Below are 15,683 nucleotides of genomic sequence, written 5' to 3' on the forward strand. Positions count from 1 at the left end.
AAAGTAGGGTGGGACATGTCGAGGTCTTCCGGATGGGCAGTGTAGGAACTTCCATCTTCAGGGAGACCTCGACTCCTACACGGACAGCGACGCGCTCAACGGACTACACCCTCGTTCGAGAAGAGCCATTTTCGCCCCTGTGGCGGACTGACTGTGGAGAGTGCACTGCGGGCGCTGTCCTCCGGTGGTCGCCACTACGTCTTCCGATTCGCGTCAGGCGACGTACCACGTTCCCCGGCCACCATCGTCGTGCTTCGGAACTGACCAGTCATCGGCATCGACGGGTCGCGCGACGGGGGGCGCCCGAGGGCGGCGCGGAGCTGCCGAAGGACCTCTTCCAACACATCGAGGCTGGTTAGCCGACTCCTCGTCAACCGTCGGTCGCCGGACTCGACGATGCGGATCGGGTCCTCACACCGATCCCTGATGGACGTGCGCGGAGGGTCCCAGTCCGGGCGAGCCGTAACACTCGATCTGCGGCTCATACCCGTAGCCGCAGGCAAGGGGTACAGGCCGCCCAGCCCATCCTTCGCTATCGAGAGATCCGGACGATAGAGGCCCCTGTATGAGCATCTCAGTGCCGATCGGTTCGGACATGTCGATGTCTTCAAGGACGAATCCTTGTCCAGCATCATTGGTGCCTGAAGCGCTCACCTCGGTGATTCTTCATTCACACTCAAGTTCTGAACTCCGAACCAAGCACGATTGCGGCGGACTGCAGAAGCCGGAAGCGTCCTTGTCTCAGCAAGTTCTTCTTCCTCAAAGGCTGGTCTGAGTGGTGGACAATACATGCTCCCGCCAGTAGCCCGGCCAACAGCGCCGCGAAAACCCCACTCACTCTCCCGATCACGCTGCCGGAAGCAAGGTGGTCGCGGGCTGTATGACCGGTCACGCGGTTCTCATGATCAGAACGCGATGACGTTGCGGGCTACCGTGCCGGTCTTGAGCTCATCGAAACCAGTGTTGATATCAGCGAGAGAGATCGTCCGGGAGACCAGCTCGTCGAGCTTCAGCCGTCCCTGCAGGTACAGTTCGGCCAACTTCGGGACGTCGACGCGGAAGTTCGACGACCCCATCCAGACGCCTCGCACTCCGTGCTCGCGCTGCAGGAACGGCCCGCCGACGCCGTCGATGTTCAGGTCGAGCGTCGCACCGGGACGCTGAATGCCCACCAAGTAGGCAGTGCCGTGCGTCGTCAGCATTCCTAGTGCCTGCTCAACTGTCGGCACAAGACCAATGACCTCCAAGGCGTGATCCACGCCGAGGCCGCCCGTGATCTCCTTGACTGCCGCGACCGGGTCCACCTCACCCGCGTGAATGACATCGGTCGCGCCGAAGTCGCGTGCCAACTCCAGTTTGCCCGGCTGCAGGTCGACGGCGATGATCCGCTCAGCACTGGTGATGCGGGCCATCTGGATGGCGTTGAGGCCGACGCCTCCGCAGCCGATGACCGCGACAGTCTCACCTGAACGGACCCTTGCGGAGTTGCTGATGGCACCAGCGCCGGTGAGCACGCCGCAGCCCAGCAGCGCGGCCCGATCGAACGGTACCGACTTGTCGATGGCGACGAGCTGGTTCTCATGGATGAGAGCCTGCTCTGCGAACCCGGCCATGCCAGCTGGCGTCGACACTGCTTCGCCGTTGATGCTCACACGTGGGTTCTCCGTACGGGCGCGGTATAGCTCGCGGCCGTTCCGGCACGCATTGAGATAGCCCCGAGCGCAGGCATTGCAGTGCCCACACGACGTGATGAGGCAGGCGACGACGTGGTCACCGACCTGCAGGCCCGCAACATCGGGGCCGATCTCAGCTACCACTCCCGCGACTTCATGCCCCAGCATGATCGGAGCAGAGAAGCCGAAGTCGTTCTCACCGAGGTGGACATCGCTGTGGCACAGGCCGACCGCTTTGACATCCACGAGCACTTCGCGGCCGATCGGCGCATCGATGACGGCATCGCCGACGATGAACGGGCTGGCGATTTCGGACAGATATGCGGCTTTCATGAAGTTCCTCTTTCTGCGGCTGCCCGCCGATGCTGCAGGCCGGTCGTATACACGGATGAATGGTGCGCAAGGCATGTGATCGCCCGTGGAGCCGGAGTGTTCCGGCTCCACGGGCGGCCTCGTCCCGCCTCAATCGATTCGGTCCTTGTCAGGAAAGGACGGGATGAAGTCCGGGTAGTCCTGCGGCACCGTCAGACTGAACGATGCGGCGCGCTTCTCGAGGAAGGATTCCACGCCTTCGGCCACGTCCGACTGCTGGCCCAGTTCGTAGACCGTGCGCGAATCTACTCGGTGCGCCTCCCACGGAGAATCCGCCGTGAGCATTCCCCACAACAGTTGCCGGGTCGCTCCCAAAGAAACGGCCGAGGCATTTGCGACGATGTCACGGGCCATCTCGAGCGCTGTGTCGAGGAGGTTCTCAGGCTCCACGATTCGGGAGATCAGTCCTGCTGCGAGAGCTTCGTCGACGCCGAAGACGCGACCCGTGTACGACCAATCGAGCGCCCGGCTCACTCCGACGATGCGGGGCAGGAACCAGCTCGAGGCTGCTTCTGGCACGAGCCCACGCCGGACGAAGACGAAACCGAATTTGGCCTCCGAGGAGGCGATCCGGATGTCCGTGGGAAGGGTGAATGTGGCCCCCACCCCCACAGCAGCGCCGTTGTACGCGGTGATGATCGGCTTACGCAGAGCGGCGAATGCCAGCGAGACCTGCCCACCGCCGTCCCGTCGGAAGCCGTCGACCAGCTGGACGGGCTCCGCCTGATCACTCTCGACGTTGTTCTCCGATTCGTAGTCGAATGTCGTTCCGCCAGAAGTCAGGTCAGCGCCGGGGCAGAAGAACCTGCCCTTTCCGGTGAGCACAACGACTCGAACATCATCATCTGAATCGGCGCGCTGCGCTGCGGCAATGAGCTCGTTGCGCATAGTGCCGTTGAATCCGTTCTTGTTCGTCGGACTGTCGATGGTGATGAGCGCGATATGGTCTGTCACCTCGAACGCGAGGGTCTCGTAGTCCCCAGTGGCCGACGAGCTCTTCGCTCGGTCCGCATATTCCACACTCATGCGTCGTCCTTGACACGTACAAGGCGCTTGTTGAGGAACTCCTCGATCCCCCACGGCCCCAGCTCACGCCCGAAACCGGAACGCTTGATGCCCCCGAACGGAAGGAACTCCCGCGATTCCTCGACATTATTGACGAACACCATTCCAGCGTTGATTTCGTCCCCCACTCGACGGGCACGCTCAACGTCGGTCGAGAACACCGTCGCACCGAGTCCGAAATCTGTGTCGTTGGCCAGTGCCACCGCCGCGTCGTCGGACTCCACTCTGAAGACGACGAACGCAGGACCGAAGATCTCCTCGCTATAGGCGACAGTGCCAGGCTTCACATCGACGAGCAGCGTCGGCTCGACGTAGGCGCCTGGTCCCTCGATGTGCCCACCACCGGCGAGCACCGTCGCACCGTCGGCCTCCGCTCGCTCAATCTGATCGACGAACGTGTTGGCCGCCTGCTGTGAGGACAGCGGAGCCAGGGTCGTCTCCTTATCTAGCGGATCACCAGCGCTATATTCCAGCACACGCTCACGCAACTTCTCCACGAACGCGTCGTAGATGTCAGACATGACGATCATCCGCTTCGGACCGTTGCACGCCTGGCCCATATTCATCATCCGGATCTCATACGCCGTGTCGACGGACTCAGCCACGTCCTCTGAATCAAGAACAAGGTAAGGGTCTGATCCGCCCAGCTCGAGCACGACCTTCTTCAGGTGCTTACCCGCAGATTGCGCGACGCTCGCCCCTGCGCCCTCACTGCCAGTGAGGGACACCCCGTGGATCCGAGGGTCGGCGATGATGTCGTCGACCTGCTGGTGCGAAGCGAAGACCTTCACATAGGCACCCGTTGGAAGACCCGCCTCAGCGAAGATCTCCTCGATCACGGTCGCCGTACGCGGGCAGCTGTCCGCATGTTTGAGCACGATCGTGTTGCCCGCCATGAGGTTCGGCGCCGCGAAGCGAACGACCTGATACAAGGGGAAATTCCACGGCATGACACCCAACAGCGCGCCCAGCGGACGCCGCTGCACCACTGCTGGCAGGGTGCCGAACGTCTCGACGGGCTCATCAGCAAGCATCCGCTCCGCGTGCTCGGCATAGTATTTCATGATCAGTGAGGAGATGATCACCTCGCCCTTCGCTTCTCGGGCGCGCTTTCCCATTTCTTGAGAGATCGTCTCGACGAGTTCGGGGAGCCGCTCCTTGTAGATCTCCGCGACGCGCGCAATGACTTTGGCGCGTTCTGCGATCGGAGTCTTCGACCACCCCGTGAAGGCCGAATCCGCTGCGTCTACGGCCTGGGCGACCTGCGCGTCGTCCGCCTTGGCAAACTCTGCGAGCACTTCACCTGTAGCCGGGTTGATGGAAGCGCTGGTGGGCTGTGTCTGTATCAGACCCGCAGTCATGCCGCCACCCCCGCACGGTTGCACACAATCTTCGTGAAAATCGACTTCATCGTCTTTCCTCTATTCTTTCGTGGATGATCTGTTGTAGCGACTCGCTGTCTGCGCTTAGTCGCCCATCACGTCACGCAACGACCGCTTGAGAATCTTCCCGGCCGCGCTCTTGGGCATTTCGTCGATGAAGCGCACGTGCTTTGGTGCTTTGAAACCAGCTAGCCCACCCTTGCAGTGCGCGATCACGTCACCGGCTGTGAAGTCGGCGTCCGGATGGCGCACAACGGCCACGGCGACTGCCTCGACCCACTTGGAATCGGCAATGGCCACAGCGGCCACCTCGGCAACTCCTGGCAGGTCGTAGATGTGCTCTTCCACCTCTCTCGACGACACCAGCACCCCGCCTGTGTTGATGACGTCCTTGACCCGGTCGACGACATGGATGAAACGGTGCTCGTCCTGCCGGCCCAGGTCACCGGATCGGAACCATTCTCCGACAAACGCGTCCAATGTCGCCTCCGGATCATCCAGGTATCCGGAGAACAGCTGCGGAGATCTGTAGACGATCTCGCCCACGTCACCTACCTCAACGTCGTTGAAGTCCTCATCGACGATGCGGACATCGACGAACGTGACGGCCTTTCCGGCGGAAGTCGGTGAGATGTCGTGGCCTTTCGGCCCCAGCACCGTCGTTGTCGGACCGGCCTCTGTCTGACCGAAGACGTTGTAGAACTGCACGCCTTCGAAGGTCGCGCGCAACCGAGCAAGGACGGGTGCCGGCATAATCGACGCACCATACTGCAACTTGCACATGCTGCTCAGATCGAACTCCGGTTGACGGGAGTCATTGAGGAGGGCGATCCACACCGTCGGCGGCGCAAAGAAATTGTTGATCGAGTGCTTCTCGATGAGTGAGAACACCCGCCCCGGTTCCGGCTTCTCACTGATGACGACTGTCGCTCCCGCCATGAGCGCAGGCAGCGTGAAGCTATGCATCTGGCCCGCATGGTACAGCGGCAGTGCGGAGAGAACCCGATCATCGGCGTGATGGTCGAGAGCGATAGTCGCCGACGCACAGTGGAACGACAGCGCGCTGTGCGACATCATCGCGCCCTTGGGCTTCGACGTCGTACCGGACGTGAAGATGATCTGCGCAATGTCGTCACGCTCAACTCGCGCGGGAGTAAACGTAGCGTTCGACCTCGTCGACGTACGCGCAGTCAGGTCTCGCGCTGTCTCGAGGCCCCGACCGCGATAGATTAGGCGCTGATCCAGCGCCAGGACCTCCGTGCCATTCAACCAGCCGCCGCTTGCCTCGTCATACGCTCTTTCTAGGTCCACGAGGAACTCAGCGTCATCAGTGAGGATGAGTGACGGTGCCGTGCGGCGGATGAGGTCGACCGCTTCACCCGCTTTGAAGCCGACATTCATTGGGACGTGCACCGCGCCGAGCCGGAAGCAGGCGAACATCGCGATGATATACAGGTCCGAGTTGGCTCCCCGGACCACCACCCGGCCGCCATGTGCCAGACCACGTGCGGCGAACTCCATCGCCAGGGACTCGACCGCCTCCGTAAGCTGCGCGTAGGTCCACGTCCGATCGCCGAATACGAGCGCATCCTTGTCCGGGGTACGCCGGCAGGAGCGAACCAGAATATCGGCAAGGTTCAACTGTGCGTGGTCATGCATTCTCACGAACTCGCTCTCTCATCAAACATCTCTCAATTAACGGAATACTCGAACTGAGCACGCAACTTGTACTTCTCGATCTTGTTCGTCGGGGTTCGAGGAATCTCATCGATCACAGTGATATACCGGGGGCGCATGAATTTTGGCATCGTCTCTTCGCAGTATTTCCGGATTGCGTCGACATCAACATCGCCGCCCTGGATATACGCAGCAATATCATCTTCTTCACCCTCGACGCTCGGTACAGCGATGACAGCGGCAACTTGGACTTGCTCGTGTTTAGTCAGCATCTCTTCGACGTGATAGCTCGAGATGTTCTCGCCTTTGACTCGCAAGCGACCGCTCATTCTGTCGACGAAGCGAAAGTATCCATCAGCACCACGACTCGCGGCGTCTCCGGAGTGGAACCACTGGTTCCGAAGTGCAGAAGCCGACGCGTCCGGCTTATTGATGTACTCATCGAGCAGAATCGCTGGCGCCTTGGAACGAATGACGAGCTCGCCCACCTCATCCGGCGCGCACACCTCATCGCGCTCATTGTGCACCTCGACCTCGACGAACGGAGCCGCGGCGCCCATGAAGCCGCGACCTGTCACCGCAGCGGCAGGCAGCACTGGAACTCCTACTTCCTTCAACGTCTCAAGCGTCGCTGTCGGAACGCCTTCCACCCAGTCCTCGGATTCGCACACCACGACATTGAGGCTCATGCCGGACTCGGTTTGTCCGAACCCTGCCGTCGCGATATTGATGCCGAATCGTGCGCAGAACTCTTGGTGGAAGAGGGGCAGCGGCTGCATGTGGACGAGCCGCAGCGTGTTATTACGATCAGCAGGGGATGGCTCGCCCCCCGACACCCACGGCACCATGACGTCGACGAGCGTCGCCGATGTCGCACCGGAATGAGCGACGCGCTTCCAGAACTCCGTCGTGCTGAACTTGTCCCACAGACTCACAGTCGCACCGACCCACCACGCCGCGACGACATTGAACATCGCACCCCCCACGTGGTACATCGGCAGGTCGCAGTAGACGACATCCTCCGATGTGTGAAGCGATCTGCGCAGCCAGCTGTACTGATTCATCCAGCGATGCGACTGCAGCACCCCCTTGGCGGGTCCCGTCGTGCCGGACGTGTAGATGATGTTTGCTGGCGTATCAAAGCCCACTTCTACCTGAGGGTCCCTAGCCACCGGCGATTCCAACACGTCGTAATCGCTGGTGGTGAACGTGGAATCACTACCGTCGCTTCCGTCACCGTCGATGAGGTAGACGCGTGGGACAGCCAAGAGCTGTCCGCGGACAGCTTCCAGTTCGGACAGCAGAGACTTGTCCACGATGATTGCTTCTGCCTGCAGATCGTTGAGCTGGTAGGCGAGCAGATCCGTCCGGTACGCCGGGTTGATGGGGCTGTATACCATTCCGGCCGTCCAGATCCCGGCCATGGCCTTCACCGACACGAACGATTGAGTGGTGTAGACGGCTACCCGGGCACCTATTGGAAGCCCGTCATCCCGGAGATTTACCGCAATCGACCGACGGATTCGTGCAAGATCGCTGTAAGTGAGGGAGCGTTCCGTGTACCGATAGTCAACTGCGACGGCTTCGGGACAGTCCGCTTCGACTGCTGCCAGCGCCTCGAGAACAGTCGCACCGTCCTGTTCGACGACTTTGAGGAAGTTGTTGGTTGAGTGACTCATGGTCGACTGCCTCTTTCGGATTCGAAGATTTGCAGGAACAGACGAAGCAGAACGTTCAGTGCTGGATCAGATTGGGCAACCAGAGCGTGATCTCGGGGAAGGCGAACAGGATGGCGATGATGACGACGTCGACGAGCAGAAACGGCAACACCCCTTTGAACACGGTCTCGACCCTGACGCCGGCCGTACCACTGACCACGTAGCAGGAGAGGCCGACGGGAGGTGACACCAGACCCACCTCGATGAGCTTGACAACCAGAATGCCAAACCACACCCCGTCGTAGCCCAGGTCCATGACTACGGGGTACATCAGTGGCATCGCGATCACGAGGATTGAAATGGATTCGAGCCCCATTCCCATGGGGACCAGAATCGCGAGGAAAATTAGCAGGATGACATACGGTGGAATATCCAATTCGGAAACGTAGTCGGCCAACATGTTCGGCGCACGAGACGTGATGAGGAAAGCAGACAAGACGGAGGAACCGACGATAATGGAGAATATCATGCTGGTTGTCGAAGCCGTCTCCAGAAGGCCGGACCGAACGTTCTTCCAGATCTCTCCGAAACCCTGTGATCGAGCCTCCAAAAGCATCATGAGGAATGCGGCGATGGCCCCAATCGCACCGGACTCCGTCGCGGTGAAGATACCGGAGTAGATTCCGCCGAACACGATCGCGGCAATGATCAGGATCTTGATGAGACCGCGCCACGGCAGATCCCTCAGTCGCTCCGTTGGCGCCTGTGCCTCGCGGATCTCCTTCTCATCGATGGCGACGAGTGACTCCACAAGGTCTGCTTCAGAGCCTCCCGATTCGGATAGTCGGACAGATGCACCCCGTACCCCTGCTGCAGTTGCAGCAACCGCATCTGGCGGACCTGTGTTGCTAGCTCCCAGATTCAACCGCTTGGCTACGAAGAACACGTAGGTCATGTACGCGATCGCACTGAGCAGCCCCGGAATGACACCTGCCGCAAGCATCGCTGCGGTCGACTCTCCCGTCATCACTGAGTAGAAAACGAGAATCACGCTGGGGGGAATCATGACTCCGAGGGTTCCGGAAATCGCGACGAGACCGCTGGAAAAGGACTTGGGGTAGCCGTAACGGGTCATCTCGCCGATCGACAGCCTTGCCATGGTTGCTGACGTGGCGACGGAGGACCCGGTAACCGCGGCAAAGCCAGCACACGCCATAACAGTCGCTGCTCCAAGACCGCCCGGAACCTTGCGGAATAGATGGTTGGAGATCTTATACACCTGGCTTGCGATCCCCCCATGAACAGCGAAGACCCCGATCATGATGAACGTTGGAATCACGGTGAGCGTGAACACGAAGGTCTCGTCGAACGGAGCGCTGCCTAAAACTGTTCCCACATACTGCCAATCGTGGAGGAGGAACAGCCCGAACGCGCCAGCGACGGCGAGGGCGTATGCGACCGGAGTTTCAATGGTCAGCAACAGTAACAACGTCGCTGTGACGACAAGTATGGCGATTAAGGGATCCACAAAAGTGTGCTTTCTCTTCGCAGCTGAGGTCTGGTCAGCTCTGTGCTGGTGCCGACCGGACGGGTGGACGTCTGAACCTCCGCCACCGCGTCCGGTCGGATCGTTCGAGCGCCTCACGCGACGCTCGAGCGTTCAGCGATGGGGTCAAATCGCGGTGGCCTCTTCGCGCAACCGTCCACCGCGCACTAACCTCACGAGGTCGCGCAAAAGCTGGATGGCCAACGCCATCAGGCCGACGAACAGAACGGCGCGCCACGGTGCGACAGGCCATCGGAGCAGGCCCTGCCGCGTCTCGTTCATGTCGAACGAGTCGAATGCGCGGAGACCAGACTGATACGCCATCCACGTGATAATGAGGAGTGCCAACGCGTATGCCACGATCCTCATACCGTGGGCGACGCGGTCCGGGACCCTGTCAGTAACGAGGGTCATCCTCACCTGCGCACCCTCCTTCTGGGTGTAAGCCATGCCGAGGAAGACAATCCACACCAGCATCGACTGGTTGAACTCAAGCATCCCCGGGATACTCGCATCAGTGAACTGGCGCGCGACGACGTCCGTCGTCGTCGTAATCACAAGGATGACGGTCCCGGCAGCAGCGAGAGTGCCCAGTCCTTCTACGAGGCGGTCGAGGACGCGTTCGAAACCCGATTTGTGCTGAACGTTCATTCCCAGCTCCCTTCACCCCGAAGGATGAGATCGGTCAGACCCTTTCGGAACAGCCGATTGCCGGAGAAACAAAATCGGAACTCGCTTCTGCTTCTTCGAGGTAAGTGAGGAATTCCTCGCGCAATGCATCCGGATCGTCAACTTTGCCCTCGACATTGCTCTTCCACTCCTCGACCACGGTGTCGCCGAGCGCGTTCTCCCACTCATCCGTTGCGGAATCGTCCCAGGTCTCCCAGCTTTCGAGGGTCCCCGCATCAATGACCTTGTCGCACTGCTCCTGCATCGTCTCAGCCAAGACGTCATACCCGGCGCCCGCATTGAGATCGGTGACCGTCTCGTTGAATATCTGCTGGATATCGTCCGGGAGCGAATCCCACGTCTCCTGGTTAATGACCTGAATCACGTTGATGTACGTACCAAAACCAGTGGTGCGCCAGTGCTCCGAGACTTCGAAGAGATTATAGTCAGAACCACCTGAGATCAAATTGAACCACACATCAATGACGCCGTTCTGCATGGCCTCGTACATTTCGCTCGCGGTGGTGTTCACTGGGCTGGCACCGATAGCCTCGAGAGCATAGGTCATTCCTTCGCCCGCACTGCGGGATCGCATATTGGCAAGTCCATCGATTCCCTCGATCGGTTCTGTTGCACCAAAGATCGAGACATCGGTCGATGTCACCCACAGCTGCTTGAGTCCCATGGACTCACCCTCTGACGCCACTTCCTCGTTCGATTCGAGCAGCTTGGCATATGCCTGCCCGACCGCCTCAGCGTTCTGGCTCTGGAACGGCATGTTCATAATCTCCGAGATCTCGAACTCACCCGGCTTATAACTAGGGATCGTCGCTCCGATATCGGCTCGCCCATCCCGCACGCATTCGGTCGTCTCCGCACCGCTGCACAGCTGCTCCTGGTCGTAGCGTTCGAATTCGACCCGCCCTTCGCTACGCTCCTCGACCTCGTCCAGGAACCAGTGAAGAACCGCGGACTCAGACGCGTCGATATGGTTGAAGTTAGTGACCGTCAGCTCGAACTCGGCGTCCGAAGCCGATGTTCCACACCCGCTGGCTCCAAAAGCTAGAGCAACGGCGGCCAGCAATCCCACGGCTCCTCGAGTGTGTCGACGTATATTATTCATAGTATCTCCCAGATTGAAACTTCATTGTTTGTACTTCTGGACCAGACGCTCACTTTTCGACAAGAAAGAGCTTCTGCGTAAGACGCATGCTACGCGCTTGAAATAAGGGGCGGGCGCGACGATTGCAACGCTGCATCGACGCAGATTACTGTTCGCTGCTTTATTCAGTCAAGCATGACCCACCTTAATCCCCAGCTGTCGAGTTGAAGCCACTCGGCGACCAGAGGAGGTCGTGATAGTCCCCCTGGTCTCCACATACCTACCAGAAACGACATGAAGACGATTCGTGCAGGACAACCACTCGCCCGACTCAATCCGCTCGACGAACCGCATGGAATGCGACAGCGTGACAAATTTCGCGTCATCGTGAAACCACGACACTCCCTGCCCATTCAGAACTGGCTCCAGCGCGGAATCATCTGCTATGTAGCAAAGCGCCGCTTCGGAGAATGCACGTCCGGGATCGGCCGGTTCGACGACACGAGTCCAATTCTCTGACCCGCCGAAACGGCTCTCCGTTAGGTCTCCACTTTCACAGGTCGCGAACGGCGGCTTAGTGATGTAACGAACGTCCAAACCGCGTGTGGCTGCGTAGTAAGTACGGTAACTGTCGGGCAGGTTTTCGAGTTCGGCATCCGCGATCGAAGGAATATCACCCGGCTCTGTTCGCGGCGCCTCGTGACTGGGTGGCATCACGACCGGTACGTCAGTCGCGGCCGAGTCAGTTTCGTACACGAGTATCGCTGTGAGCTTCTCCGACCCCGCTTGGTCCAGCGTGACACGGATGTGTCTGAGCGACCGACCTTCACGAACGGTCTCGGTGGACGCACTGACCTCACCGAGGGGATCGGAGGCGCGGAGGAACTCGAAGTTTGCGGAAATGAGCCGGCCCAGCTTCCGCCCATGTCGGGCGGCACCGATGCAGTGGCTCATGAGATCACCCCCGTATGCCCCGGTCCACGGGGTCGGCGTGCCTCGGAAGACCAGTCCCTCACGTCCGCTGACCGGTGTCATTGCACGCCGGATGGGTGCGTTCGGCGGCGTCTCGTCCAGCATCGCTTCAGACATGCAGCGACTCCTTCTCTGCGTGACCCGGGGACGCCGTGGAGTGTCGAAACGTGCGAATGATGAATGCACGAGTTTCAGCGGGGTCGATGACATCGTCGATCTCATACGCCTGGGCCATGCGGATTGCTTTTCCGTCCTCGTAGGCCTTCGCGACGAGCTCGTCGTACTTCGCCTTCTGTGCAATAGGATCGGCGATCGCTTCGAGCTCCTGTCGGAAGCCCAGCTGTACACTTCCCTCGAGCCCCATAGCACCGAACTCTCCAGTAGGCCAGCTCACGGTCATAGTGGTGGCCCGGAAGCTGCCGGCCGCCATGGATACCGCTCCAAGCCCGTACCCCTTGCGCAGGATGATGGTGATCATCGGTGAGCTCACGCCGGCGCCGGCAACAAAATACTCACCGAAAGCACGCACAGCGCCGGATTCCTCCGATGCAGGCCCCACCATGAAACCGGGAGTGTCGCAGAGGGACACGATAGGGATATCGTGGCTGCCGCAGATCCGCAAGAAGCGCGTCGCCTTGATCGCAGCCTCAGTATCGATCGCCCCGCCCAGGTGCAGCGGATTGTTTGCGACTATGCCGACGGTCTGCCCCTCGATCCGAGCGAGGCTCGTGACGATTCCTCGTCCGTATTGGGGTCGGAGTTCCATCACGGTTCCGACATCGGCGAGCCCGTCGATGACCTCTCGCACCTCATACGCACGCAACCGGTCCTCGGGGATGATGTGCCGCAGGGCTCGCTGGTCCCCCGCCGCGAAGGTATCGATCTTGGGCACTGTGAGTAGCTCGAGGAGCTCCTGCGCCGCGTCGATCGCCGCCGCATCGTCCTCGACGAGGACATCCACGACACCGTTTTTGACCTGCGTATCCATAGGACCCACTTCGTCCGGGTGGTACGTGCCCAGCCCTCCCCCCTCGATCATCGCGGGGCCTCCCATACCCAGACTGGTGTCCTTCGTCGCGATCGTGAAGTCGCAGACCGCAGCCAGCGCGGCATTGCCTGCGAAGCAGTATCCGGACACCACTGCGATCGTCGGGACCTTGCCGCTGAGCTCGGCAGCGAGGTGGAACGTGGGCAAATCCAGCAGCGCGATCTGCACAGTGTCTGTCTCGCCGGGCCGACCGCCGCCGCCTTCGGCAAAGACCACGAGCGGCAGTCGGTTCTTTCGCGCGAGGTGATACATCCGGTCGGTCTTGCGATGGCTCTGGACGCCTTGCGTGCCTGCCATCACAGTGAAGTCGTAGGAGAGCAGGGCGACATCGCGGTCACGCACGGTGGCGACTCCGGTGACCAGTCCGTCAGCAGGTGACCGGTTCACCAGCTCTTCACGCGACTTCCTCTGAGCCTGAGCAGCAACGGCCAATGCTCCGTACTCGACGAAGGACCCATCGTCGACGAACCGGTCGACGGCCTCTCGAGCAGTCATGCGATTCCGCTGTCGCCGCTTCGCCACTGCATCGGGACGATACTCGTCAAGCCCGATGTTGTGGACGTCGATCACTGACTGGAGGTCGGGTCGAATGTAGTCCGGATCGGTGATACTGCTTTCCTCGATCGTCGCGCCGACAGAGCCGTCCGCCCGGACTGCGGCGATCACCTGCGTGGCGTCGACAGCATCGCCGGCCTCTACATAGATATCAGCCACGACACCGGCAGCAGGAGCAACCACGGTCTGCTCCATCTTCATTGCTTCGATTACTGCGATCGTCGCGCCAGCGGCGACCTCGTCACCCGCCGTCACAAGCACATTTACGACAACGCCCACCTGCGGTGATTCGACTGAATCCGTACCCGGGGGAATGTCGACCGATCCTATGTGCGCCTGCTCTTCGACCGTGGACGAAGCTGCGAGGCGACACGAGTTCAATACCGCATCTTCATGCTCCGAGGACTCAGCGAGAGCCGCTGCGAGTTCATCATCGAGATATGCGGTCGTCAGCGTGCCGTCAAAGACTGCATGTGTGGCAAGAAGCGCGCGAGTCAGCGGCAAGGTTGTCTGCACGCCGCGGATGTAGAAGTCCGCCGCCGCGCGGTATGCAGCGTTTCGGAGAGCACTGAAGTCCGAATCCGGCACTGACACGATCAGCTTGGCCAATAGGGAATCGTACCGACTGCCGACTGAATAGCCTTCGTACGCATGGGTGTCGACGCGGATGCCTCGACCAGTCGGTGGCTCGAAGCTGGTCAGCATTCCACCGGAGGGGGTCACTGCGCCGTCTTCTGCCAAGAGTTCGCTGTTGACCCGCATCTGGACTGCGGTCCCACGAGGCGTGATCTCGGCCGGAATGTGCAAGTCTGCCAGCGTGTCGCCGCAAGCCACCGAAACGCCCAGGTGGACCAGGTCCAGTCCCGTGACCTGCTCTGTCACCGTGTGCTCGACCTGGATACGTGGATTCACCTCGAGGAAGACGATGTCCTCCCCTGTGACGAGGAACTCCACCGTTGCAAGACCGCGGTACGCGACTTCAGACGTCACGCGACGAGCGGAGTCGTGAAGGGCACTTCGAGTCTGGGTCGACAAACCGGGCGCCGGCGCGATCTCGACGAGCTTCTGACGATTGCGCTGGAGACTGCAGTCGCGGTCCCCCAGCACGCCGACGGCCCCGGTGCCATCACCGAGGATCTGCACCTCGATGTGCCGCGCGTTTGCGATGAGCTCTTCAACATAGACATCGCCATTGCCGAACGACCGTAACGCTTCCGACGTACAACGATCGTACGCGTCGCTCAGCTCAGCCTCGTCCATGACGACCCTGATGCCCTTGCCGCCACCGCCGGCCATGGCCTTCACCATCACGCCGCTGCCGCGGGGCAGCGAACGCATGAATGCGGCGGCTTCGTCCAAGTTCGTCTTTTCGCGGGTGGCGCGCGCCACCGGGACGCCCACCCCTTCCGCCAACTGCCGTGCCGACGTCTTGCTTCCAAGCTGCAGCAGAACGTCGGCCGTCGGCCCCACGAATTCGATCCCGGCATCGTGGCACGCTGCGGAGAATTCGGCATTCTCTGCAAGGAACCCATATCCGGGATGGATTAGGGTGCACCGCATTGAGGTGGCTATAGCGAGCACGGCTTCGACGTCGAGGTAGGCGGAGGGCCCGCTCCCCTGTAGTTCGACTGAGTGGTCCGCAGCGGTCACGTGGGCAGACGCACGATCGTCTGCCGCGAAGATCGCAACCGTCTCGATCCCCATATAAGCGGCAGTCGAAGCGATCCGTTTTGCAATCTCGCCCCGGTTCGCAATGAGCATGCGCTGGGCACCGTGCATCATGACTGTCCCCCACCCGTTAGATCTGCTCGGAACTCCACATTTGAACAACTGTTCACTTTCAGCGCGATCGCCGCCCTTCTGCCCTTAGTTGCGGATTACTGGCTCTCCGGGGCAACCTCGCGCCCCCGCCGCAATCAGCGAACCCTGTACCTGTGACCGCACGCTCGTCGGGCGGGAGTCCA

General features: G+C 60.7%; 10 protein-coding genes. All 10 read right to left on the reverse strand.

Annotation, left to right across the window (positions count from 1 at the left end; all coding sequences use genetic code 11):
• Nucleotides 1-905: 905 nt before the first annotated feature.
• On the reverse strand, nt 906-2,006 hold the full coding sequence (locus tag BJEO58_RS11150) for a Zn-dependent alcohol dehydrogenase (protein ID WP_101589561.1): 1,101 nt from the start codon (nt 2,004-2,006) through the stop codon (nt 906-908).
• A 129-nt stretch (nt 2,007-2,135) separates the two neighbouring features.
• On the reverse strand, nt 2,136-3,071 hold the full coding sequence (locus BJEO58_RS11155; RefSeq protein WP_101589562.1) for an enoyl-CoA hydratase-related protein: 936 nt from the start codon (nt 3,069-3,071) through the stop codon (nt 2,136-2,138).
• The gene (locus BJEO58_RS11160; protein ID WP_101589563.1) at nt 3,068-4,471 is read right to left on the reverse strand and encodes an NAD-dependent succinate-semialdehyde dehydrogenase; all 1,404 of its coding nucleotides are present in this window, start codon (nt 4,469-4,471) and stop codon (nt 3,068-3,070) included. Before BJEO58_RS11160 ends, BJEO58_RS11155 begins: the two co-directional genes overlap by 4 nt.
• A 105-nt stretch (nt 4,472-4,576) precedes the next feature.
• The gene (locus BJEO58_RS11165; protein WP_101589564.1) at nt 4,577-6,151 is read right to left on the reverse strand and encodes an AMP-binding protein; all 1,575 of its coding nucleotides are present in this window, start codon (nt 6,149-6,151) and stop codon (nt 4,577-4,579) included.
• A 32-nt stretch (nt 6,152-6,183) separates the two neighbouring features.
• Nucleotides 6,184-7,848 (reverse strand): AMP-binding protein, encoded by a 1,665-nt coding sequence (locus BJEO58_RS11170; RefSeq protein ID WP_101589565.1) that lies wholly within the window; start codon nt 7,846-7,848, stop codon nt 6,184-6,186.
• A 55-nt stretch (nt 7,849-7,903) separates the two neighbouring features.
• The gene (locus tag BJEO58_RS11175) at nt 7,904-9,355 is read right to left on the reverse strand and encodes a TRAP transporter large permease (protein WP_101589566.1); all 1,452 of its coding nucleotides are present in this window, start codon (nt 9,353-9,355) and stop codon (nt 7,904-7,906) included.
• 144 nt (nt 9,356-9,499) lie between these two features.
• Nucleotides 9,500-10,024, reverse strand: coding sequence for a TRAP transporter small permease subunit (locus BJEO58_RS11180; RefSeq protein WP_101589567.1), 525 nt, complete (start codon nt 10,022-10,024; stop codon nt 9,500-9,502).
• A 34-nt stretch (nt 10,025-10,058) separates the two neighbouring features.
• A complete protein-coding gene (gene dctP / locus BJEO58_RS11185) occupies nt 10,059-11,132 on the reverse strand; it encodes a TRAP transporter substrate-binding protein DctP (RefSeq protein ID WP_180951923.1) in 1,074 nt (357 codons plus the stop codon).
• A 201-nt stretch (nt 11,133-11,333) separates the two neighbouring features.
• On the reverse strand, nt 11,334-12,233 hold the full coding sequence (locus BJEO58_RS11190; RefSeq protein WP_180951924.1) for an acyl-CoA thioesterase: 900 nt from the start codon (nt 12,231-12,233) through the stop codon (nt 11,334-11,336).
• Entirely contained in the window at nt 12,226-15,480 is a 3,255-nt protein-coding gene (locus BJEO58_RS11195) for an acetyl-CoA carboxylase family protein (protein ID WP_257904211.1), read from the reverse strand. The genes BJEO58_RS11190 and BJEO58_RS11195 overlap by 8 nt, the downstream gene beginning before the upstream one ends.
• Between the last annotated feature and the right edge of the window lie 203 nt (nt 15,481-15,683).

It is taken from the genome of Brevibacterium jeotgali (genome assembly GCF_900169175.1).
GTDB lineage: Bacteria > Actinomycetota > Actinomycetes > Actinomycetales > Brevibacteriaceae > Brevibacterium > Brevibacterium jeotgali.

Excerpts from the sequence above, each read along its gene's own strand:
- BJEO58_RS11165 (WP_101589564.1), bottom strand. The coding sequence starts at position 6,151 with ATGCATGACCACGCACAGTTGAACCTTGCCGATATTCTGGTTCGCTCC.
- BJEO58_RS11150 (WP_101589561.1), bottom strand. The coding sequence starts at position 2,006 with ATGAAAGCCGCATATCTGTCCGAAATCGCCAGCCCGTTCATCGTCGGC.
- BJEO58_RS11160 (WP_101589563.1), bottom strand. The coding sequence starts at position 4,471 with ATGACTGCGGGTCTGATACAGACACAGCCCACCAGCGCTTCCATCAAC.
- BJEO58_RS11170 (WP_101589565.1), bottom strand. The coding sequence starts at position 7,848 with ATGAGTCACTCAACCAACAACTTCCTCAAAGTCGTCGAACAGGACGGT.
- BJEO58_RS11195 (WP_257904211.1), bottom strand. The coding sequence starts at position 15,480 with ATGCTCATTGCGAACCGGGGCGAGATTGCAAAACGGATCGCTTCGACT.
- BJEO58_RS11180 (WP_101589567.1), bottom strand. The coding sequence starts at position 10,024 with ATGAACGTTCAGCACAAATCGGGTTTCGAACGCGTCCTCGACCGCCTC.
- BJEO58_RS11190 (WP_180951924.1), bottom strand. The coding sequence starts at position 12,233 with ATGTCTGAAGCGATGCTGGACGAGACGCCGCCGAACGCACCCATCCGG.
- BJEO58_RS11155 (WP_101589562.1), bottom strand. The coding sequence starts at position 3,071 with ATGAGTGTGGAATATGCGGACCGAGCGAAGAGCTCGTCGGCCACTGGG.